Source organism: Fibrella arboris, from assembly GCF_041321095.1.
Taxonomy (GTDB): Bacteria; Bacteroidota; Bacteroidia; order Cytophagales; family Spirosomataceae; genus Fibrella; species Fibrella arboris.
Genome location: NZ_JBGGWE010000004.1, coordinates 25,741 through 44,610, shown reverse-complemented (window position 1 = coordinate 44,610; position 18,870 = coordinate 25,741). Strand labels below are relative to the sequence as shown.

23 protein-coding genes and 1 tRNA gene are annotated in these 18,870 nt (G+C 53.3%); 6 read left to right on the top strand and 18 right to left on the bottom strand.

Annotated features, from left to right (window positions below; genetic code table 11):
• Nucleotides 1-40 precede the first annotated feature (40 nt).
• Both ACAW75_RS07815 and ACAW75_RS07810 read right to left on the bottom strand, forming a co-directional pair.
• Entirely contained in the window at nucleotides 41-484 is a 444-nt protein-coding gene (locus tag ACAW75_RS07815; RefSeq protein WP_370728138.1) for an HYC_CC_PP family protein, read from the bottom strand.
• A 215-nt stretch (nucleotides 485-699) separates the two neighbouring features.
• Nucleotides 700-990, bottom strand: coding sequence for a hypothetical protein (locus tag ACAW75_RS07810; RefSeq protein WP_370728137.1), 291 nt, complete (start codon nucleotides 988-990; stop codon nucleotides 700-702).
• A gap of 334 nt (nucleotides 991-1,324) precedes the next feature.
• Between ACAW75_RS07810 and ACAW75_RS07805 the strand changes: the two genes are divergently transcribed.
• On the top strand, nucleotides 1,325-1,810 hold the full coding sequence (locus tag ACAW75_RS07805; RefSeq protein WP_370728136.1) for a hypothetical protein: 486 nt from the start codon (nucleotides 1,325-1,327) through the stop codon (nucleotides 1,808-1,810).
• A gap of 3 nt (nucleotides 1,811-1,813) precedes the next feature.
• Here the strand turns inward: ACAW75_RS07805 and ACAW75_RS07800 are convergent, their stop codons facing one another.
• Both ACAW75_RS07800 and ACAW75_RS07795 read right to left on the bottom strand, forming a co-directional pair.
• Entirely contained in the window at nucleotides 1,814-2,185 is a 372-nt protein-coding gene (locus ACAW75_RS07800) for an SdpI family protein (RefSeq protein ID WP_370728135.1), read from the bottom strand.
• 53 nt (nucleotides 2,186-2,238) lie between these two features.
• A complete protein-coding gene (locus ACAW75_RS07795; protein WP_370728134.1) occupies nucleotides 2,239-3,600 on the bottom strand; it encodes a cytochrome P450 in 1,362 nt (453 codons plus the stop codon).
• Between the two features lie 141 nt (nucleotides 3,601-3,741).
• Between ACAW75_RS07795 and ACAW75_RS07790 the strand changes: the two genes are divergently transcribed.
• Nucleotides 3,742-4,581: a ThuA domain-containing protein gene (locus tag ACAW75_RS07790; protein WP_370728133.1), complete on the top strand. Its 840-nt coding sequence runs from the start codon at nucleotides 3,742-3,744 to the stop codon at nucleotides 4,579-4,581.
• A gap of 10 nt (nucleotides 4,582-4,591) precedes the next feature.
• Here the strand turns inward: ACAW75_RS07790 and ACAW75_RS07785 are convergent, their stop codons facing one another.
• Together ACAW75_RS07785 and ACAW75_RS07780 are read right to left on the bottom strand one after the other, a co-directional pair.
• On the bottom strand, nucleotides 4,592-5,401 hold the full coding sequence (locus ACAW75_RS07785) for a hypothetical protein (RefSeq protein WP_370728132.1): 810 nt from the start codon (nucleotides 5,399-5,401) through the stop codon (nucleotides 4,592-4,594).
• A 439-nt stretch (nucleotides 5,402-5,840) separates the two neighbouring features.
• Nucleotides 5,841-6,356: a DUF2231 domain-containing protein gene (locus ACAW75_RS07780; RefSeq protein ID WP_370728131.1), complete on the bottom strand. Its 516-nt coding sequence runs from the start codon at nucleotides 6,354-6,356 to the stop codon at nucleotides 5,841-5,843.
• Nucleotides 6,357-6,512: 156 nt separating this feature from the next.
• On the opposite strand from ACAW75_RS07780, the gene ACAW75_RS07775 reads away from it, so the two are divergent.
• Nucleotides 6,513-7,037 carry a DUF2306 domain-containing protein gene (locus ACAW75_RS07775; RefSeq protein ID WP_370728130.1) on the top strand — a complete coding sequence of 175 codons (525 nt, stop codon included), beginning with the start codon at nucleotides 6,513-6,515 and terminating at the stop codon, nucleotides 7,035-7,037.
• 78 nt (nucleotides 7,038-7,115) lie between these two features.
• Here ACAW75_RS07775 and ACAW75_RS07770 read toward each other — a convergent pair whose 3' ends face one another.
• From ACAW75_RS07770 to ACAW75_RS07750, 5 genes are all read right to left on the bottom strand, one after another.
• Nucleotides 7,116-7,682: a hypothetical protein gene (locus tag ACAW75_RS07770; protein ID WP_370728129.1), complete on the bottom strand. Its 567-nt coding sequence runs from the start codon at nucleotides 7,680-7,682 to the stop codon at nucleotides 7,116-7,118.
• 181 nt (nucleotides 7,683-7,863) lie between these two features.
• Nucleotides 7,864-8,340 (bottom strand): adenylyltransferase/cytidyltransferase family protein, encoded by a 477-nt coding sequence (locus ACAW75_RS07765; RefSeq protein ID WP_370728128.1) that lies wholly within the window; start codon nucleotides 8,338-8,340, stop codon nucleotides 7,864-7,866.
• Complete coding sequence (locus tag ACAW75_RS07760) at nucleotides 8,341-8,739, bottom strand: lipocalin family protein (RefSeq protein WP_370728127.1); 399 nt, start codon at nucleotides 8,737-8,739, stop codon at nucleotides 8,341-8,343. It lies immediately after the preceding gene.
• A 66-nt stretch (nucleotides 8,740-8,805) separates the two neighbouring features.
• On the bottom strand, nucleotides 8,806-9,480 hold the full coding sequence (gene pnuC / locus ACAW75_RS07755; protein ID WP_370728126.1) for a nicotinamide riboside transporter PnuC: 675 nt from the start codon (nucleotides 9,478-9,480) through the stop codon (nucleotides 8,806-8,808).
• Between the two features lie 154 nt (nucleotides 9,481-9,634).
• Nucleotides 9,635-11,248, bottom strand: a complete 1,614-nt coding sequence (locus tag ACAW75_RS07750) for a DEAD/DEAH box helicase (RefSeq protein WP_370728529.1) — start codon at nucleotides 11,246-11,248, stop codon at nucleotides 9,635-9,637.
• Between the two features lie 364 nt (nucleotides 11,249-11,612).
• On the opposite strand from ACAW75_RS07750, the gene ACAW75_RS07745 reads away from it, so the two are divergent.
• Both ACAW75_RS07745 and ACAW75_RS07740 read left to right on the top strand, forming a co-directional pair.
• Nucleotides 11,613-11,789 carry a hypothetical protein gene (locus ACAW75_RS07745; protein WP_370728125.1) on the top strand — a complete coding sequence of 59 codons (177 nt, stop codon included), beginning with the start codon at nucleotides 11,613-11,615 and terminating at the stop codon, nucleotides 11,787-11,789.
• Nucleotides 11,790-11,854: 65 nt separating this feature from the next.
• On the top strand, nucleotides 11,855-12,262 hold the full coding sequence (locus tag ACAW75_RS07740; protein ID WP_370728124.1) for a DUF4332 domain-containing protein: 408 nt from the start codon (nucleotides 11,855-11,857) through the stop codon (nucleotides 12,260-12,262).
• Nucleotides 12,263-12,312: 50 nt separating this feature from the next.
• Here the strand turns inward: ACAW75_RS07740 and cdaA are convergent, their stop codons facing one another.
• The 7 genes from cdaA to ACAW75_RS07705 form a co-directional block, all read right to left on the bottom strand.
• Nucleotides 12,313-13,116 carry a diadenylate cyclase CdaA gene (cdaA, locus tag ACAW75_RS07735; protein ID WP_370728123.1) on the bottom strand — a complete coding sequence of 268 codons (804 nt, stop codon included), beginning with the start codon at nucleotides 13,114-13,116 and terminating at the stop codon, nucleotides 12,313-12,315.
• Nucleotides 13,117-13,203: 87 nt separating this feature from the next.
• Nucleotides 13,204-14,181, bottom strand: coding sequence for a ribonuclease Z (locus tag ACAW75_RS07730; RefSeq protein ID WP_370728528.1), 978 nt, complete (start codon nucleotides 14,179-14,181; stop codon nucleotides 13,204-13,206).
• Nucleotides 14,144-14,563 (bottom strand): STAS domain-containing protein, encoded by a 420-nt coding sequence (locus tag ACAW75_RS07725; RefSeq protein WP_370728122.1) that lies wholly within the window; start codon nucleotides 14,561-14,563, stop codon nucleotides 14,144-14,146. The genes ACAW75_RS07730 and ACAW75_RS07725 overlap by 38 nt, the downstream gene beginning before the upstream one ends.
• A 22-nt stretch (nucleotides 14,564-14,585) precedes the next feature.
• Nucleotides 14,586-15,554 (bottom strand): phosphoribosylaminoimidazolesuccinocarboxamide synthase, encoded by a 969-nt coding sequence (locus tag ACAW75_RS07720; protein WP_370728121.1) that lies wholly within the window; start codon nucleotides 15,552-15,554, stop codon nucleotides 14,586-14,588.
• A 51-nt stretch (nucleotides 15,555-15,605) separates the two neighbouring features.
• The gene (locus ACAW75_RS07715) at nucleotides 15,606-16,784 is read right to left on the bottom strand and encodes an acetyl-CoA C-acyltransferase (RefSeq protein WP_370728527.1); all 1,179 of its coding nucleotides are present in this window, start codon (nucleotides 16,782-16,784) and stop codon (nucleotides 15,606-15,608) included.
• Between the two features lie 34 nt (nucleotides 16,785-16,818).
• Entirely contained in the window at nucleotides 16,819-17,526 is a 708-nt protein-coding gene (locus tag ACAW75_RS07710; protein ID WP_370728120.1) for a hypothetical protein, read from the bottom strand.
• Between the two features lie 44 nt (nucleotides 17,527-17,570).
• Nucleotides 17,571-18,524 (bottom strand): vWA domain-containing protein, encoded by a 954-nt coding sequence (locus ACAW75_RS07705; RefSeq protein WP_370728119.1) that lies wholly within the window; start codon nucleotides 18,522-18,524, stop codon nucleotides 17,571-17,573.
• A gap of 215 nt (nucleotides 18,525-18,739) precedes the next feature.
• Between ACAW75_RS07705 and ACAW75_RS07700 the strand changes: the two genes are divergently transcribed.
• Nucleotides 18,740-18,829, top strand: a tRNA-Ser gene (locus ACAW75_RS07700).
• Nucleotides 18,830-18,870 lie beyond the last annotated feature (41 nt).

Sequence of the window (18,870 nt, the reverse complement as noted above, 5' to 3'; positions counted from 1 at the left end):
GATTCCATAGCAGAATCAGGAGCCGGGATAAGCTGTCAGATCAAATCAGGAAAGATTGCACGAAAGTCAGCAACAGTCGCCCAGACAAGGGTGGGGGCGACGCATACTCGGCAACTGCTACGTTGGTATGCTGATCAAATGGTCCGTTTAACAGCGTCAGCAGGACGGCTGATGGCCCTGCCCCAAACCGGTCGCTGATGACGTTAACGAACTTGACAAGCTGATGGCTCAGTGACGACGTAATGTCGACTTTAGCAAACCGGGTTTCGTCTTTACAACAGTCGGTTCGATTGACCGTCGGCGTTTGATCGGGGGCGTGTGAACGTACCTGGCAACGCTTGCAACCCGGTTTAGTGTCGTGGATCGAATAAACGCGTTTGCCCCGTAGCTGGCACGAATGTTCGACCAGCCCGAAGCCCATGCTGCTTAACAGCACGACTACAGCCATGAACAGGTGCAGGAAACGGAGCAATGCGTGTTTCATACCACAAAGGTCTATGCCTTTTCACGACAAAACAAATGCCAGTCGGCTACGCGTTCCCAACGGCAGGCGCTTCAAGTCATTGTTTTTACGGCTAGCGTGCTGAAATACAGCTGGGGACACGTGAAAAGGTGGCCATCTGTCGGATCCGCATACTCAATAGTGAGCAAGCCGGTTCAACAAACGACCACCTTCACAACGGGTGTTTCTGCAACAACTTACCTGTTGTCGGGAGTAACCGCGTCTTTCGTTTTTCTGGCAGCCTTACTGACGCCCCGACCGGTGGCTTTGGCGGCATTGCCTACTGCTTTGCCAGTGGCTTTTCCGGCCTTACCAACCGCTTTGCCTGCTTTGACAGCAGCGCGGCCCGTAGCCCGGGTGCCCTTTTCAGTAGCATTGCCCACGTCGGCAGCCGTGTTATCTACTTTACGTTCGGCGGGCGTCTGTGCAAAAGCGCCGGCAGATAGTGTCAGGCACAGGGCCAGACTGAAGATGGCTTTCTTATTCATGACGAATGAGAATCGATTAAATGTGAATTGATGGGTCGCTTCGTCTGTCGACGAGTAAACCGTTCTGCTAGCTAAACACATTGTTGGGTAGACCGGCTGATTTGTCAATCCAACGGTCCGATAACAGCGAGCAAAGGGGCTCTCGAAGCGGTTGATTTTAGGGAAGATGCATGCAGCGAGCCAATGATCGCTGAACAGAATGTCCAGTCTTTACGCCGGGCTATCGCGTTTGCGTGCGAAGGCATGACGACCGGACAAGGTGGCCTTCTGGCAGCAGGGAGCATTTGTTGATAAAATATGGTTGACTTGACAGTGAGAGAGCCATCTGATTGGTATGCTACGATTACTGATTGATAAAGCCAGTGATGGTCATAGCGACCTATTTTTGAAAATCGATGTGACGCCAAGCTACCTGAAGGTAGCTGACAGCTATTACCTGGCCGAGTTTCTGGAACTGACTGACGAAGAGATAGGGGCCATAAAAGAGGAGGAATGGCAGGCTTATAAGGCTACAAAGCTCATCAATCATTGGATCGAGCGCATAAAATCGCTGGAGAAAGGGCAGAAAACGTTTCTTCTCTATGACTTCTCTGACCAATATGTTGGCGGTATGCAGATCGAAAAAAATAAGCGGGGATTTCTTATTTCGTTCGTGTATACCACCGATCTGCAAGGATACGGGGTGGGGGTGTCAGGCCTGGATAAGCGGCTAGGAATGAATGATGTAGTAATGAAGCCGAGTACGAAATTGACCTGGCTGATCAGTGAAGCCGCTTTGTTTAACGGGTTGACCTGGAGTCTCGAGCAGCTCAGCGTTTAGCCTTCAGTTATTCCCGTCTGTCTCGCTGTGTATGCTCTTCCTGGATCCGTCATACTGAAACTGTTTCTTCAGTGAAGATTCGACGAAAAAAACGGGGAGTATAACGGACATAGTCGAAATAAGCATGGCTACCAAATAGAGATCAGCAAGTTGGCTAAGCAGGTTCGTTACCAGCTGTTTTTCAGCGAAGAAAAGAAGCACAATGCCGCCAATAATGGTCAGCTGACTCTTGATGGGTAGGTGGGCCACCAGCTTGGTGGCTGTCTTCCAGGTATCCTGCTTTCTCATGGACCGGCTTGTTCTGTAGCCATACAGGTAGTTGATGTTGTTGGGCTGGTATTTGGCGAAGAGTAAGCCACCGAGAAGACTACTCAACAGAATACCTGGCGCTGGCAAAATCAGGAGCAGATGCAGGGTGTTATCGACGACTACGCACGCAGGGTCAAGTTAACCTGGATAGGGTGATTGGGCCGGAGGGTGATCAGCGGCTTCGGCCGGATGGCGGCGGCATTGACAAGCTCGAAATCGAAGGCCCGAATGAAGAGATGGAGCAGAATCTGCATCTCCATTAGGGCAAACTGATTTCCGATACACAGCCGTGGCCCGCCCCCAAAGGGGATGTAGGCATAGGCAGGCCGGTCTTTATCGCGGCCTTCAGCAAACCGGTCGGGATCGAACCGGTCGGGGTCGGGCCAGTTGGCAGGGTCATGGTGCAGGAGGTAAGGACTCACAATGACCGTATCGCCTTTCGGAATCCGGTAGGGGCCAAGCTGGTCGTCGTTCAGTGCCATTCGGCTCATGGCCCAGGCGGGTGGGTACAACCGCAGCGCTTCCTGCACTACCTGCAACGAATAGGGCATCGACCGAAAAGCGGCAACGGGCGGCGGGCTGCCTGGCTCACTGGGCAACGTACCCAGCACGGCATCGGCTTCGGCACGTAGCTTAGCCACCACATCGGGGTGTAGCGCCAGCAGGTACGTTACCCACGCCATCGCCACGGCGGTTGTTTCATGACCCGCTGTAAACAGCGTGACACACTCGTCGCGCAGTTGTTGCTCAGACATACCCTGGCCCGTGTCTTCGTCTGTGGCGTAGAGCAGCATATCCAGCAGGTCGTCGCGGCGGTCACCGGTTTGTTTGCGGGTATGAATAAATGCATAGATGAGCGCATCGACCTGCGCACGTGCCCGGTTGTAGCGAAGATTGTTCGGCGTTGGCCAGGATCGGGGGACCTTAATGGGCGACAGTAACGATTTATTGGCCAATACATTCAGCGTCTCCAGCGAGTGCGATAACCCATCGAGTCGGCCTTCAACGTTGGTACTGAACAGTGTTTTGCAGACGATATGCATGGTCACGTCCATATACGCCTGCGACATATTGACTGGCTGCGACAGATTCAGGTGCTTCAGCTCAGCTATCCAGGCGGCCGATTCCTGCACCATCGTTTCGGCCAGGAGCGTGATCTTCTGTCGGTGGAAGGCAGGCTGGGCCAACCGGCGTTGGCTACGCCAGAAGTCACCGTCGCTGGTGAGCAGGCCTTCGCCCAGAAACCGCTTTAGAACAACAAAAGCTGGTGACCGCACATAATTGCGGTTATTTTCCTGCAAAACATGCTTCGCGTACTCGGGTTGGAAAACAAGGTGCTGCCGCCGCCCGCCAATAGTGAGCCGGACAACCTGGCCGTACTGCCGGTGGAGCCTGGTGAAGAAACCAAGCGGATCGCGGGCCAGCGAAAGTGCATTACCAAATAGGGGTAAACCCGGATGAACAGGGACTAACGTTTCCATAGGCTGATTGGTGATCGACAGGCAAACATAGCCAATCCGGCTCGTGAAAAGACAGAGTAGACATGGCCGTTCACTCTCTTAACGATAAGGCCGTTCAGGAGTTGCCATCATCCTGTATTATCGGCCCGAACACCTGTCACTATGTTTCTTTTCGCCCGTAATTTTACTATCCTGACCTGCTGTTGGCTGCTGATCGGCACCTTTACTGTTCGGGCACAGCCTAAAGAGGCGACGTTCAACGTCATTGCTTTTTATACCGCCAGGAATGATCAGGCGCACATCAGTTTCGTTCATGAAGCCAACCGCTGGTTTTCGACAGTTGCCGCGGCCAATGGATTCCGATATGATTCAACGGCCGACTGGAATCAGCTGAACACCAGCTTCCTGGCCGACTACCAGGTTGTTGTTTTCCTCGATACCCGTCCCGAAGACCCGGCTCAACGTGCCGCGTTCGAAACGTACGTGAAGCAGGGTGGCGCCTGGATGGGCTTCCATTTTTCGGCCTTTGCGCTCACACCGTCGACCTACCCACAGAACTGGGACTGGTACCACAACGAATTTCTGGGATCGGGTTCCTACAGGAGCAATACCTGGCGACCTACGTCGGCTGTTGTACGGGTCGAAACGGCCAGTCATCCGGCTATGAACGGGTTGCCTCATACCTTCACCTCGACCCCAAATGAATGGTACCGCTGGTCGAACGATTTGCGAAAGAACCCGGATATCGATATCCTGCTTGCCATTGATTCGACCAGTTTTCCGCTCGGAACTGGCCCCAAACCGCACGAGATCTGGCATAGTGGCTACTACCCAGTAGTGTGGACCAATAAAAAATACCGGATGATCTACCTGAACATGGGCCACAACGATATTGATTACGAACACAAAACCAACAAGGCCCTGTCTTCGTCGTTCGGTAACAAGAATCAGGATCAACTGATCATGAATAGCCTGCTCTGGCTGGGGCGCAGAAAACGGTAGGTACGTGCCCTCATTGTCGCTTTTTCTTCCGGTTCTTGCGCCACTGTCCAATGTCGTAGGTCAGGTTTTCGAGAAAAAACGACGGGCCCACCGAGATATAGAAGCCCGAGTAGTTTACCTGACTTTCGGGTACATCTTTCTTTAGAATAAATCGGTAACCGGTCAGCAGGTTGACCCCAAACCAGTGGAGGGGTCTGAACCAGCGGACGCTAGGAAACTGGTAGGAACCCGACAGGCCCACGCCCGCCGGAATGAAAATGCCCCGCGCCACTTCGCTCTCGGCTGTTTGATTGTTGACCTCGACGTAGCGCGAATGCCCATAGCCCAGCTCGAGCGGCAGGCTGACTTCAATGGCTTTTTTACGGAAGAGATAAGGCTCAAAATAGGCCGTTACGATGCGTAAATGCCGCTCGATAGCGTCGGACGTACCTGGCAGCAAACCGGGGCGATCAAGCGTCTGGTTAACGAAATAGAAACCCACTCCCGTTTTGAAAGCGGCCCGCCTGCCACCCGGTTCTACCTGGTCTGGATGCCGTACCGGAAATAGAAACCCCGCCCGAATGCCATACACACTCACCGGCACCCGACGACCATTATCGTTCCGGGTGTCATTGAAAAAAAAGAACCGTTGATCAGTCGATGCCGTGAAGGTCAATGCCTTAGGACTCGCGACTTTCGCCTTTGCCGAATCAGGCGCTGCGTCTTGAGCTGAAGCTAGTTTCGTTGGCTCATTAACATTGATTTTGGCCTGTGAAAAAGCAACCGATGTGGTGCTTACCCATAGTCCGACAAGTAGCAGTAATTGCCATAGACATTTCATAAATAACTGGAACGTTGGTGGGGATATAACCGGGAAATTGCTCAATGGTTAAGGTGGGTTATTACCCGCCCGCAGGGAATTGCCCGACCCGCAGCCCGTTTGCTTCGTATAAACGCGGCCTCCCACGCAACCAGTGTTGTGAAAAGCCTTATGGATGATCGTTTGTAAAATTGAACTATTCTAATGGGTGCCGGTTCTGCTCTCATTACTCATTGTGGGTCTGATCTTCCTGCGGCTCTAAGTCAATGATGAGCAAATCATGAAGCAGCTCTATTCGCCAGCGCATGATCTGGTGGCTACCAGCCGCGACAGGCAGCCAGTCAAACTGGTATACCGGATACAGACCTAACCAGTATACCTGGACAAGGCTACCAGCTGCGCCAGGCCACTTAATTCGGCATGTACCTGAGCAAAGCCGTTCCGTTTTGTGGGCGTCGTGTCAATGAATCGTGTGGCGCACTGGGTTTATATCGGTAGCTGCATACCCGGACAGCGAACTAGGCGCGTTCAGATTCGCGTGATCATCGACCCCTACGCCCAGCCTGTCGACCAGTTCGCCTCCGAGCCATCCGGTAATGCCCAGTATAGCGAAGCCTGCAAATGAAGCACTCAATGAGCTAACGGTCGGCAGATAGGCGTTTTCATCGCGCCGAATCAGCCAGCTCAGGCTAAATAACAGCAATACCATTACGTTGCCTAAACCGTGAATAAGGCCAATCCGTTTAGCACGTGTACCAGCCGGTATGGCCAGCCAGTCGATCCAGCCGGGAACAGCCGCAACCAATCCGCCAAGTATCCCGCCAACTACTGTCCAGAAAGCCACCAGCGCAAAAGCCCGGCTATCGGTCAGTAAATGCGCCACATCAAATAGAACTGACGTTGATAAAAGACCAAGCGGAAAAACAATTAAAATGGGGTGGAGGGCGTGCCCGAGCACCTTTGCCTTACTTTCCATAGCGTTGCATTGATTGTGATCTGGTAAATTAACTACTGTGTATACCTATTGTTGTTGAATTGTCTACTTAATTATATAAAATGACACGTCGCGTAGCAGTGACCAGGAAGTTTAGGGAATTTATCAAGCTGTTTGGGCCTATAAACAGGATCATTCATGGGTGAGCTCATAGCGTCGGTAACCAGTCTGGTTCATGTTGGTTTTGCCGTTTTGTCGCTACTCTCGGGTACGTTGGTGATCGTCTTTCCGAAAGGAACAATACAGCACCAGCGAATTGGATACGCTTATGTGGCAAGCATGGTGATCGTACTCACCACTGCGTTTGGCATCTACCGACTTTTCGGCCGGTTTGGTATTGTACATTGGGGAGCAGTTTTTAGTTGGCTGGTGCTGTTGGCCGGTCTTGGAGCAGTCTGGTTCCGCACCTATATCCGAAACTGGCGCTACTGGCATTACCTTGGCATGAGTCTGTCGGTCACTAGCTTGTATGCTACATTTATTGTTGAAGCCACCTACCGGCTTTTCCCTCCCCGTTTTTTCTGGTGGGCAACGGTCGGTACATCAGCCGTAATCTTTTGTATAGCAGGTTTACTGATCGTCCGGTACGCAGGTAACCTACGCCAGGCACCGATTCTGTCTGAGCAGACCCAGTCGGCAAATGAGCCACAACTAGGAAGGTAATCTGACGAGGCAGGTGCGTATGGCTGTTAAGCCGAAACTTGGCCCGGCCTGGCACGAATCGAATGGCTGGAGTGCGTATCAAAAGCGGTAGCCTGCCCGGAAACCGAATAACGGCACAAGCCCCGAAGGTCCGACTACAGCGCCTCCCGCATGAACGCTCACCTGTGTATTCAGCGCCAGCGCGTATGTGTATTCGGCTGAGACTTGCCCACCGAAGCGCCAGCCTTCTGTTTGCCGACGAACGATGTCGATCGGTGTACCACTTGGAACCGGGTATGGATCAACTTTCACAAACAGGTCCTCGCTACCATACCACAAGGCTGGACCAGCGCCAAGCCGAAGGGCGTGGTGAACGGAATGCAGTACGTTATACGCAGCGGTTAGGTCAACGGTGACGCGCCGACGGGTATTGGTGCCCACACTAACGTAATCAGGTATTAGCACGGTCGTTCGCTGGCTATTCATAAACCCCACCGTGAGGCCTAAACTCAACCGGTCGCGGGTGGTGTAGCGGCGGTAATCAAAGGCAAAGCGGTATTTAAGTCCATTGGCCGGATCAACCCCCAGGTAGTCGGCCCCAAGCTGAATAGCGTTCTTTGCCGGTACGTAGGGGAGTTGCGCGTGGCCGTCTATAACCGCTATCAAACAGCTGATTAGTAAGAAAAAATGCTTCATACACAGACCAGTTTAACGAGACGTCAATGGGGGAATTGGTTGAGACTATACCTTGTAACAGGACGCAGCTAACTAATTGAATTGTAGCCTCAATATACCGGCTTTCCCTGAGTAATTGGTGGATCTGATCACTTCTTTTCCGATTTTCCAGTCACTGGTTACTGATGAAATAAGGCTTTACAACGGCCGGGAGAAACTGGTCATACTGAGAAGGGTTCTCTCTGATCAGCGTAGCTGATACCGGAACCAGCCGTCGAGCCTGATCGAAGGGCACATACCTGAGTCCGCTGTGGTGGGCCAGGGGCGGTCCGTAAGCTTCGGAAGCAAAAAAAACGCTCACCGTAGGAAATCGATTCCTAATAAATGTTGCCCAGGCTTTCGTGGCTTCCCAAAGGGGTAACGACGGATCATGAAAGTCATCGAGCGCTGCGGTGACGGTAATGGTGGGGAAGGGGGCCAGCAACTCGGTAAGCCAGGCAAGTCGGAGGTCGGCCGGAATCGGGTCAGTGAATGTATAACTCATCGACACAATGAGCTGGTCGCATTGCTGTCGGGCAAAGTCGATCAGAGCCAGGTGCCCCGTGTGCACTGGCATAAACTTGCCGAAAACGAGCCCGGTCGTACTCATTTATCGTACAAAAATGTACTCTCCGTTGGTATACGGAGTAAGCACTAACCGCCGGCTGTCGACCGAAACAACTTTTATAAACTGACCAGCCATTGACGACATGAGGAATGTCTGTATCCTAATGCCACCATGTTCAACAGAGTAACTTCCCGAGGCGCTGAGAAAACCGTATTCAGCCGGAGTTGTGTTCGCATACGTTTCCTTGAACTGGCCCTCATTGTCGAACGTAATGAACACGCCTTTATCGGTAGGTACGTTAACGGTGGTGCAGGCCGTACCACTTGTTGGTTTGCAATACGTAGTGAGTCGCCATGTTCCAACGAAGGCGTTCGCTGGAGTAGGGTCTGATTTGGAGCAGGCAACCAAGAGAACGAGCAGGGCAAGTAGCGGAAATTTCATGTCAGGTCTGATTTGCTTCTACGCGTCTGACCCAAAACACCACACATCAGTTGCAATCCAGCAGGCTTAGCCGGCGGTTTTCTGCGAAGGGTAACTCCGATACTCGTGCGTCCAGAGGTAAGCACCCTGGAGGGCAATAAGGCAAAAAATACCGTATTCGATAGCGACCACCTTTACGCCTTTGATGAAATACACGTAGGTCAGAATCAGGTCGATCAACAGCCAGACGTACCAGCATTCGACTCGCTTCTGAATCATCATATAGGTCGCCACAATGCTCATGACGGTCGTGAATGAATCGATATACGGAAACGCACTCGGCTGACTGAATACAACCGGGAGCCAGCGGTGAAGGTTTTGCGCAAACGTACCCAGCGCCAGGGTACCCAGCGCTCCTGAAAGCGTCCACGTAAGCAGCTGACGAAGGGGCATCAGGCTGATCTTCAGCTCCTGGTGCTGATCTTCTTCATCGGGCCGTGGGTGCGTCCAGCGCCACCAGCCCTGGATGTTCGTGACCAGAAAAAACACCTGCAAAAACATATCCGGGTAGAGTTGAATCTGGAAGAACAGGAAAAAAAACAGCACTACGCTCACGGCGCCGATTGGCCAGCTCCAGATGTTGGCCCGCGCTGATAGCCAGACCGCCACGCCACCGCTCACCACGCCGGCAAACTCCAGATAACTCATCGGGTAGCCCCAGACCGTAAAAAAAATCGTTTTAATGTCGAAAAGAGCGGGCATAAAAAGCGTACAAAGTCTCGCCAGGTTAGCCATGCTACGGCAAGCGTTGATCGTGTCGAGTTGGTCTATAAAAAATCGGCTGGCTATTGATCGGCTACCCCGACGATGAGATAGGATGACAATAACCAGCCGATCAGTTGCTCAAAAGCCTGGCCTAATCTATGTCGCGCCAGGTTGAGATAGGAGCCAGCGAAATCGGTGCGGGGTCTGGCTCAACTGTTGGGTCGGCTGTGGCAACCGGTTCAGCCCCAGCCAGTACAGCACCGTCTTCTGCCTGTTTCGGACGGCTTTTTCTCCGCTTCTTCCGCCGTGGCCTGGCCAGTTCGGTGGGTACGCCCGTGGCTTCAGCAGCTGGTGCCAGGGCATCGGCAGAGACTGAGCCCTCAGTAGTTGCAACGGCGTCGACTGCCGGACGTGGCCCCCGATTACGACGGCGTTTACTTCGCCGATTTGGGTCACGTTCCGTACGTGCCGGTACCGCGCCTTCGGGGAGGTCAACGGCAGGCGTCTCCCCGTCTGCGATAACTGGAGAAGAAGACGGTATCTGATCGGTTGCAGGGCGTTCAGGGCGATTGTGCCTGGTCCGATCCGGTTGTTTACCGGCACGCCCACTACGCCCGCCATTTCGACCGCCAGACCGACCCCGATCAAAAGGACCGGGTTCATCCCGAACACCGGCTACCGGACCAGGACCATACCCTAACTCTTCGGTAATCGATAGGCGGTCGAGCTTGCGTTCGATCAACTTCTCAATGCGGCCCAGCTTATTCATGTCGGCCTCGTTCACAAACGTGATGGCCGTGCCGGTGGTGGCTGCCCGGGCCGTCCGGCCAATCCGGTGTACATAGTCTTCGGCATCGCGCGGAACGTCGTAGTTCACCACGTGTGTGATGTTATCCACGTCGATACCGCGTGAGAGCACGTCGGTGGCCACGATGATTTGTAGCTGCTTGTTTTTGAACTCGCGCAATACTACTTCGCGCTCTTCCTGTTCCAGGTCTGAGCTGATGCCTTTGGCAACGTACCCCCGTTTGGCAAGGGCGCGGACAATAGCGTTTACTTCTGACTTGCGCGAGGTAAACAGCACCATGCTTTTGACATCCATCTTACCCATCAGGTGTTCCAGCAATGGGAGCTTCTGGTGGTCTTTAGCCAGGTAGATCTGTTGATCAATCCCCGCCGCCGGTTTCGAGACCGACAGCCGGATTTCTTCCGGGCTGTTCAGGATCTGGCTGGCAAAGTGCCGGATCTTCGGGGGCATCGTTGCCGAGAAAAGCAAGGTCTGCCGCTCTTTGGGCAACGTACCCACAATCTTCAGAATATCGTCCGAGAAGCCCATGTCCAGCATTTTGTCGGCTTCGTCGAGCACCAGGTAATTGAGCTTGTCGAAGTTGACGTAGCCCATCTGCATGTGGGCAATAAGCCGGCCGGGCGTGGCAATGATAATGTCTGCCCCTGTTTCAAGGGCCCGGCGCTGCTTATCCCAGTCGTCGCCTTTACCACCCCCATAAATGGCAATGCTGGTGGCCGACACAAAATAGCTAAACCCCTCTACCTGGTCGTCGATCTGTTTGGCCAGTTCGCGCGTGGGCACCAGCACCAGCGTGCTGGTATGGTCGTGCTCGGCGTGGGCAATCTTATCGAGAAGGGGAATCAGAAAAGCGGCTGTTTTGCCGGTGCCAGTCTGAGCGCAGGCGATCAGATCTTTGCCTTCCTGAATGAGTGGGATGGCCTGCTCCTGAATGGGCGTAGCCTGTTTGTAATTCATGGCCTCAACACCCGACCGGAGGTCATCGTGGAGGTTAAATTCCTGGAATGTCAAGGTATCAGCTTGTAAAGTGAATGATCGGCTGACCTTGTCTTTCCTGGCCAGCAACCGCTTGGTAATGAAACAAAGATAGCCAAAAACCCGTTCGGCCAACTGAACAGCCTGTATTGGGTGCAGGCCCCTAGCCGGGCCAGTAGGGCAGATGGCATCAAGTTGCCTTTCACGGCTGTCAACGGACTCGACCGAATTGGTTTGCCTGGTTGCCCTACACGAAACTTATCGAGCTACCTGGTTGGCTCTTTGTTATTTTTACGCCTGCTTGAAGCGTAAGCCTGAGCGGCTCTATTAGACTAATACAGCACCTATGACGTTTATAGAATACTTAGCGAGTAAAAAAATAGACGCGGCGAAGTTTGCGGCGGCCGACCCGGCAATGTACACCCAATGGGCTGCACTGTTCGCCGAAATGCACCCGGAAAGCTTTACCGTTCAAAAGAAATTTATACTCAACCCAACTCGTCGTAAATACTTATTACGTTAATTTATGGCTAGCGAACTGACTTCTGTGTCAGTAGGGTTTTATTTTTACACCTCACCCATAACACTATGAGCCTCACTCTCGGTGAATTAAAAGGCATCAACGATGCCTTGATTAATTTATTAAAAGCCCAGGGTTTAATTGATTCTGAGACACTACTGGAAGCCACTCGCACGCCTGGCGGGCGAAAAGAACTGGCTGAAACCATTGGTGTAGACAAAGCCACCATTCTGGAGTTAGCCAATCGAGCTGATCTGGCCCGAATTAAAGGTATCGGCCGGGTATACAGTGACCTGATGGAAGAAGCAGGCGTTGATACGGTGAAAGAACTAGCGCAACGGGTACCCGAAAACCTGCACGCAAAACTGGTTCAGATCAACAGTGTACGCCAACTGACCCAACGGCCACCCTCTGCCGAGCAGGTAGCGGGTTTTGTGGAACAGGCCAAGAGCCTGCCTGCCATGCTCGAATACTAAGCAGCAAATTTTTGATCAAAAAGGGGTTCAGGACTAGTCCTGAACCCCTTTTAGGTTAATGGCCTGGCCAGATACTTAATCAGACGCTCTTCCAGATCATGCAACGTCAGGTTCGTATCGAGTGAACCATCCGTAGCGAGCGATAGCCGCCCGGTCTCTTCTGAAATAGCAATCACGGCCGCATCTGTCGCCTCGCTCATGCCAATAGCCGCCCGGTGGCGGAAGCCTACTGTAGCGGGTAATTCTGCATCATCGGAAACCGGTAAAATACAGCGGGCAGCCCTGATTCGACCCTCGCCGATCAGAACGGCCCCATCGTGCAATGGACTGTATTGATTGAAAATGGCCAGCAGGAGTGGTTTCGACAACTCGGCATCGATCCGTTCACCGGTTTCTGCCACCTTCGCCAGATCGTCGTTCCGTTGGATCACCAGCAGCCCACCCGCAAACTCGGCAGCCAGTGTTTTGCAGGCGTCCAGTACCGGGCGTAGCGGCGTTGCAGGTTCTGGCTGATCAATCTGCCGTAACAGCCACCGACGTACCCAGCGGTTGTTGCCAATGTTTGTTGACTTGCCGATCAATAAAAGAAAACGTCGAATCTCCTGCTGAAAAATAATGATCAGCGCCAGGGCACCGACACTGATGAAGTACTCCAATATAGTGGTCAGCAGGTTCAACCCCAGGGCCTTGGCAACCAGGTAGAAGAGATACACCAGCAGGTAGCCGACAAAGACCCGACTGGCCACACTGCCCCGTACTAAATTATAGATCTGGTACAATAGCAGCGCAACAACCGTAATATCAAGCAGATCGAGCCAGCCGACATCGAGAAAGCCAAGGCGGAAAACAAACATGAAGCAGACGAACTAAATAAACATAATGACTGCCCAAGATACGATGATTGCCTGCTCGACAGTACAAAACGGTTGTATTTCGCGTGTTTATACGGTAAACGACTGACCTTCAATAGCCAGTTCAGTGGCCGGAAATTCGTCCTGCGCCTCAACAACAAACTCATCGAAGGTTTTGTACCGGGATGAGAAATGACCGATCAATAACCGGCCAACGCCCGCTTTTTTGGCCAGTTGTGCGGCCTGCCGGGCGGTGCAATGATGGACCTCCACCGCGCGTTGGCTGTTATCGTCGCGGAAAGTAGCTTCGTGATATAACAAGTCTACACCCTGAATCTGATCGATGATCTGTTCGTTGTAACGGGTGTCTGAACAGTAGGCGTAAGCGCGTGGTGTCGGACCAGGGAGAGTGTAATCGGCCGTTGCATAGACTACTTGCCCCGCTTCGTCCAGCACGTCATGCCCGTCTTTGAGCGTCTTCAGAACAGCTACAGGTACGTCGATAGGCAACTTTTCCCGAAGTAGTTTCGGTTTGGGTTGTTTCTCCCGAAAGAGAAAGCCCGTGCAGCCGATACCATGATCAAGTGGAATGCTTTCGACCGTCAGGGCGGGTAAATCAAGCAGAAGTGCAGGCTTATCTGCGTCGACAGCCTGAAAGTGAAGCGGGAAGAAGAATTGACCGTTAGAAATGCGGAACGTTGTGGTGATAATGTCATCCAGGCCGTGTGGCCCGAACAGGTATAAGTCTTCCGTGCGCCCACCCATGTTCAGGCTGGAAAGCAGGGGCAGCAAACCAAAGTAATGGTCGCCGTGCAAATGACTGATAAAGATGTATTTCAGCCGACTGGGCCGGGCACGCTGCTCTAACAGCCGGTATTGCGTGCCCTCGCCACAGTCGATCAGGAAATAATCGCCGCCGTAATGTATTAACTGCGCCGTCTGGTGGCGATCCAGAGCGGGCGAAGCTGACCCAGACCCTAGAATAGTTACGGCAAAAGGTACTGCCGATGGCTTGTCAGCAACCGGAAGGTCAACGTTCTGGTTCGAAGCTCTCGTCCAACTCTCCATCATACTCATCGTCGGCTCCGCTACCGAAATCGTTTTCTAGTTCGTTCATGAACACGGCGTCGATCGCTTCTTCAACCGTGGGTAATATGGTGAGATCAGCAATGTTGGTCTCGTACAGAAAATCGGTCAGGTCATCGTTCTTGGTGACCAGCACCAGCAGGCCGAGTTCATTACTGCACTGCCGGTTAATTTTCCGGATGGCCATCACACCGGCATCATCAACGTTCTGGATCGTAGCCAGGTCAACGATGAGGCGGCTGTACCCTTCCCGAAACAGGCCACGGGCTGTTGTTTCAAACTTGGCGGGCGTCTCACCGTCAAATTGCCCTGCACCAGCGCGAAGCAGGGCGTACCGCTCCGTCTTCTCGATACTAAACTCCATTTAGTCTACTGCGTTTTTTTGATTATAACGAATGAACACTTTTTTCTAAGTAAGCTAAAATAGCCTGTTCTACCCGGGCATTGGCATCCCCTTCACCGGTTGGCTGGAAAGGCTGGCCTGTCACGGTTTCATACAGCTCAATGTAACGGGCCGAAATCTGCTGAATCCATTCGTCGCTCATTGGCGGAATCGTTTGTCCGTCTTTTCCCTGAAAGTTATTCGCAATAAGCCATTCTCTAACGAATTCTTTCGATAATTGTTTCTGGGCTTCGCCCGCTTCCAGTCGCTCGGCATAGCCATCCACGTAGTAGTACCGGCTCGAATCGGGCGTATGCACTTCATCGATCAGGTAAATCGTATCGCCAATCCGCCCGAATTCATATTTGGTATCGACCAGAATCAGGCCGCGTTCCCGGGCCATCTGGCTACCACGGGCAAACAACGCCAGCGCGTATTGCTCCAATTGGGTGTAGTCGGCTTCAGTGACCAGACCATTGGCTATGATGGCGTCCCGGGAAATATCTTCATCGTGGCCCTCATGCGCTTTGGTCGTGGGCGTAATGATGGGTTGCGGAAGTTGCTCGCTGTTACGCAGGCCATCGGGCAGCGAAACGCCGCAGAGCTCGCGGCCACCATCGCGGTAGGTCCGCCACGCATGCCCGGCCAGATACCCCCGCACCACCATCTCGACCGGATAAGGATCACAGGCCCGCCCAACGCTTACGTTCGGGTCAGGTACGTCGATGAGCCAGTTAGGGACAATGTCGGCGGTGGCGGCTAAAAAGTGCGCGGCTGTCTGGTTCAGCACCTGTCCTTTGAAAGGGATAGGGCGGGGCAGCACCACATCGAACGCCGAGATACGGTCAGAAGCCACCATGACCAGCAGGGGGCCTCCGGGTTGATCGGCAAACGAATATACGTCGCGTACTTTTCCTTTGTAATAACCGGTTTGTCCGGGGAAGTTAAAATGGGTTTCCTGAATTGCAGGCATAGAAAAGGGAGTCGTAGTCAAAATAAGTTTACACTCTGGAAAGTCGTCGGATCAGGTCAGCCGTTCAAGAATCATGGCTGAAGCGCCCCCTCCACCATTACAGATACCAACAGCCCCATACCGGCCACCTTTCTGATGCAGTACGTTGGTTAAGGTGGTAACGATGCGTGAACCCGACGAGCCGAGCGGGTGGCCCAGCGACACGGCGCCGCCAAAGACGTTTAGTTTCTCCTGGGGTACGTTCAGGACCTGACTAAACGCGAGCGGAACCACCGCAAATGCCTCATTGATTTCAAAAAAGTCGATCTGATCAACCGTTAGTCCGGCTCGTTCCAGGGCCAGGGGGACAGCTTTGATTGGCGCAGTGGTGAACCATTGGGGCTCCTGTTCAGCATCGGCATAGGCCACGATACGGGCCAGGGGTGTCAGGCCAAGTTCTGTTGCCTTGGCCGCACTCATCAGGACCAGCGCAGAGGCTCCGTCGTTGATCGTCGATGCATTGGCGGCTGTCACCGTACCTGTTTTTGTAAAGGCTGGTTTCAGGGTTGGTATCTTATCGAAGAAGACGTTTTTATACTCTTCATCTTCCTGAACAGTTACCGTTCCTTTTCGGCCGGGTACGTCGATGGAGACAAGCTCAGGGGCAAACAGGCCGGCAGCGGTGGCGGCTTCGGCCCGCCGGTACGATTGAATGGCATAGGCGTCCTGTTCGTCCCGGCTGATATGATACCGTTCGGCGGTGGCGTCGGCAAATACCCCCATCGCGCACTGATCGTATACATCGATGAGGCCATCTTTGGCCAGTCCATCAACGAGTTCAGCGTTGCCATACTTATAGCCAAACCGCGCTTTGGGTACGTAGTAAGGGGTATTCGACATACTTTCCATGCCACCGGCAATGGCCACATCGACCAGGCCAAGTTGAATGCTCTGCGCCGCCAGCATGATCGCTTTCGTGCCCGAGGCACAGACCTTATTGATCGTCGTGCAGGGAATAGTGGCCGGTAGGCCTGCTTTTAGAGCGGCCTGCTTGGCAGGTGCCTGCCCGACATTGGCCGACACCACATTCCCCATATATACTTCCTGCACTTGCTCGGGGGCAACGCCCGCTCGTTCGAGCGCCCCTTTGATGGCCGCCGCGCCCAAGTCGGTGGCCGACAGCATGGATAAGCTGCCGCCAAAACTACCGATGGGTGTACGTACTGCTGATATGATGACTACATCCTGCATGATTGAGTGTTTTCGCGTTGATGAATTGGATGATCTACCAGCGCCCGTGCGTTTTTTCGGGCGCTGACCGTCCAGCGCGCCGACGAGCCAGCGCATACGGAAGGTCGTCGGCCTGGAGCGCGTCTAGCACCTGTCGGGCCTGCTCGTCTGACAGGGTGGTGTTCCTGAACCGGTTAAGGCGATCCTGTTGCTGTTCTGTTCTGTCAACCTGTTGGCGTTGGGTTACTTCTGGTTGGGAAGTAGGTTGTGGCGTTTGCTTCGCCGATTTACGGTGAGGCTGCTTCCCGGAAAAACGCAACTTCACTAACTCAAAATTCCGACGGGCTATCACATTATCGGGATCGTTGAGCAGAGCACGCTGAAAATGAAGTAGTGCCGACGTGGTATCTCTGGTCAGGCAGGCCAGTAGCCCTAGCTGGGTAGCAGCCACTGCCTGTAACTGAGGGGTTGCTCCATTACCGCCCTGCTCATATTCGCGTTTGGCGGAGGCATACTGGCCGAGTTTGAAGTACACATGACCCAGGTTCACGCGTTCGCCCATCGTCGACACCGTGTGGCTCCCGACCAGATAACGATAATGAGAGAGCGCTTCCTGATACCGACCCGCCCGGTAGGCCTCGGCTGCTTGCCTGCGAACTAAATTTCGCCGTGAAATAAGACCCAGTTTGGTATCGCCCAACGTGGTGCTGAACCAGGTGGTGGCAATAATCAGAAAACTTACCAGGCGTACCAGCAGCATCATAGTGAGGTCAAAAGTACGGAATTTATACGTTGGCGGCGGCTTCGTTACAGCCGAAGTGTACGCACCGTGATGAGAACATCGAGCAGAAGCAGGAACAAGGCGATTCCCAGAAAGTAGTAATACTTGTTGGTGGTGACAGCCACCCGGCGTTGATTGATCGTACGTCCCGGTAGTGAGCGCAGACCAGCCGCCAGCTCATTGGTCAGGTGATCGGAAACGTCCAGATACTGGCCAGCGGTTGACTGAGCTAGAGAACGCAAAAAGTCGCGATTGAGACGGGTGTGGGCCAACTGCCCCTGATCATCGGTCAGAAAGCTTTTTCCATTCCGTAATGTACTGCCAATGTCTGTGCCTACACCAACGGTGAACAGGGCAATATCGTATCTGGTCAGACTGGCCAGCAGGGCGGGGGAGCAGCTACCAAAATTTTCGCCATCGCTCAGCAGAACAATGGCCCGGGTACGTTGCCGGGTACTGGAATCGGCCAGCATTTTATTGCGAGCCAGGTCAATGGCCTCGCAGAGGTTGGTACCTCCGCCGGTTGCATCTGTCCGAATGGCCTGCACTAACTGGTTCAGCGCCTGGTGATCGTTGGTCAGCGGTGACAATACAAACGCATCATCCGCAACCAGAATGAGGCCAAACCTGTCTGTTGCCAGTGAATCCGTCAGTTGCTGAAGGGTAAACTTGGCTCGTTCAAGGCGGGTAGGGGCTATGTCGGCAGCGTCCATCGACCGGGACACATCCAGCAGCAGAAATACATCCCGCCCCTGCGCCGACATGGCTCGGGTTGCTTCGCCAAAAAGCGGCCCCATCAGTGCAATCAGCAAAACGCCCAGGGTTATTGACCGAAGAACAAATTTCGGTACAACAGACCAGGGCGTTGTTTTCAGCTCACGAGCCAAACGGAGCGTTCGGATGAAATAGTAGGCGTAGAATCCCAGAAAAAGCCCAGTAATGACGCCATCAGTCAGCGAGAATGAAAATAACCAGTTCATAAAAAAAGTTTGTCCGCTTGCTCCTGAGGTGATCAACGGGTCAGTGGACTCAATCCCAGTTATTTGCCTGACAGGTACGCCTTGATAGGCAGGCTAAGTTGCTACAAAATTAACGGCAGAATGAAGATTTTCTTGACAGAGAGTTGTCAGACGTAATTTCTCCTTCTATATTTGCATCCTCATCAGGCGGGAAACGGCAGGATGATCAGCCAAGTGGAGAGATGGGTGAGTGGCTGAAACCAGCAGTTTGCTAAACTGCCGTACCCGCAAGGGTACCGCGGGTTCGAATCCCGCTCTCTCCGCCACTTGTAGTAGCGTACCTTTGTTTGCCAGTATAGTGCCGGTG

What these genes read in the sequence shown, in the direction of transcription:
- ACAW75_RS07815 (WP_370728138.1), bottom strand. Translation starts at nt 484, where the DNA reads ATGAAACACGCATTGCTCCGTTTCCTGCACCTGTTCATGGCTGTAGTC.
- ACAW75_RS07810 (WP_370728137.1), bottom strand. Translation starts at nt 990, where the DNA reads ATGAATAAGAAAGCCATCTTCAGTCTGGCCCTGTGCCTGACACTATCT.
- ACAW75_RS07805 (WP_370728136.1), top strand. Translation starts at nt 1,325, where the DNA reads ATGCTACGATTACTGATTGATAAAGCCAGTGATGGTCATAGCGACCTA.
- ACAW75_RS07795 (WP_370728134.1), bottom strand. Translation starts at nt 3,600, where the DNA reads ATGGAAACGTTAGTCCCTGTTCATCCGGGTTTACCCCTATTTGGTAAT.
- ACAW75_RS07790 (WP_370728133.1), top strand. Translation starts at nt 3,742, where the DNA reads ATGTTTCTTTTCGCCCGTAATTTTACTATCCTGACCTGCTGTTGGCTG.
- ACAW75_RS07785 (WP_370728132.1), bottom strand. Translation starts at nt 5,401, where the DNA reads ATGAAATGTCTATGGCAATTACTGCTACTTGTCGGACTATGGGTAAGC.
- ACAW75_RS07780 (WP_370728131.1), bottom strand. Translation starts at nt 6,356, where the DNA reads ATGGAAAGTAAGGCAAAGGTGCTCGGGCACGCCCTCCACCCCATTTTA.
- ACAW75_RS07775 (WP_370728130.1), top strand. Translation starts at nt 6,513, where the DNA reads ATGGGTGAGCTCATAGCGTCGGTAACCAGTCTGGTTCATGTTGGTTTT.
- ACAW75_RS07765 (WP_370728128.1), bottom strand. Translation starts at nt 8,340, where the DNA reads ATGAGTACGACCGGGCTCGTTTTCGGCAAGTTTATGCCAGTGCACACG.
- ACAW75_RS07760 (WP_370728127.1), bottom strand. Translation starts at nt 8,739, where the DNA reads ATGAAATTTCCGCTACTTGCCCTGCTCGTTCTCTTGGTTGCCTGCTCC.
- pnuC (WP_370728126.1), bottom strand. Translation starts at nt 9,480, where the DNA reads ATGCCCGCTCTTTTCGACATTAAAACGATTTTTTTTACGGTCTGGGGC.
- ACAW75_RS07750 (WP_370728529.1), bottom strand. Translation starts at nt 11,248, where the DNA reads ATGAATTACAAACAGGCTACGCCCATTCAGGAGCAGGCCATCCCACTC.
- ACAW75_RS07745 (WP_370728125.1), top strand. Translation starts at nt 11,613, where the DNA reads ATGACGTTTATAGAATACTTAGCGAGTAAAAAAATAGACGCGGCGAAG.
- ACAW75_RS07740 (WP_370728124.1), top strand. Translation starts at nt 11,855, where the DNA reads ATGAGCCTCACTCTCGGTGAATTAAAAGGCATCAACGATGCCTTGATT.
- cdaA (WP_370728123.1), bottom strand. Translation starts at nt 13,116, where the DNA reads ATGTTTGTTTTCCGCCTTGGCTTTCTCGATGTCGGCTGGCTCGATCTG.
- ACAW75_RS07730 (WP_370728528.1), bottom strand. Translation starts at nt 14,181, where the DNA reads ATGGAGAGTTGGACGAGAGCTTCGAACCAGAACGTTGACCTTCCGGTT.
- ACAW75_RS07725 (WP_370728122.1), bottom strand. Translation starts at nt 14,563, where the DNA reads ATGGAGTTTAGTATCGAGAAGACGGAGCGGTACGCCCTGCTTCGCGCT.
- ACAW75_RS07720 (WP_370728121.1), bottom strand. Translation starts at nt 15,554, where the DNA reads ATGCCTGCAATTCAGGAAACCCATTTTAACTTCCCCGGACAAACCGGT.
- ACAW75_RS07715 (WP_370728527.1), bottom strand. Translation starts at nt 16,784, where the DNA reads ATGCAGGATGTAGTCATCATATCAGCAGTACGTACACCCATCGGTAGT.
- ACAW75_RS07710 (WP_370728120.1), bottom strand. Translation starts at nt 17,526, where the DNA reads ATGATGCTGCTGGTACGCCTGGTAAGTTTTCTGATTATTGCCACCACC.
- ACAW75_RS07705 (WP_370728119.1), bottom strand. Translation starts at nt 18,524, where the DNA reads ATGAACTGGTTATTTTCATTCTCGCTGACTGATGGCGTCATTACTGGG.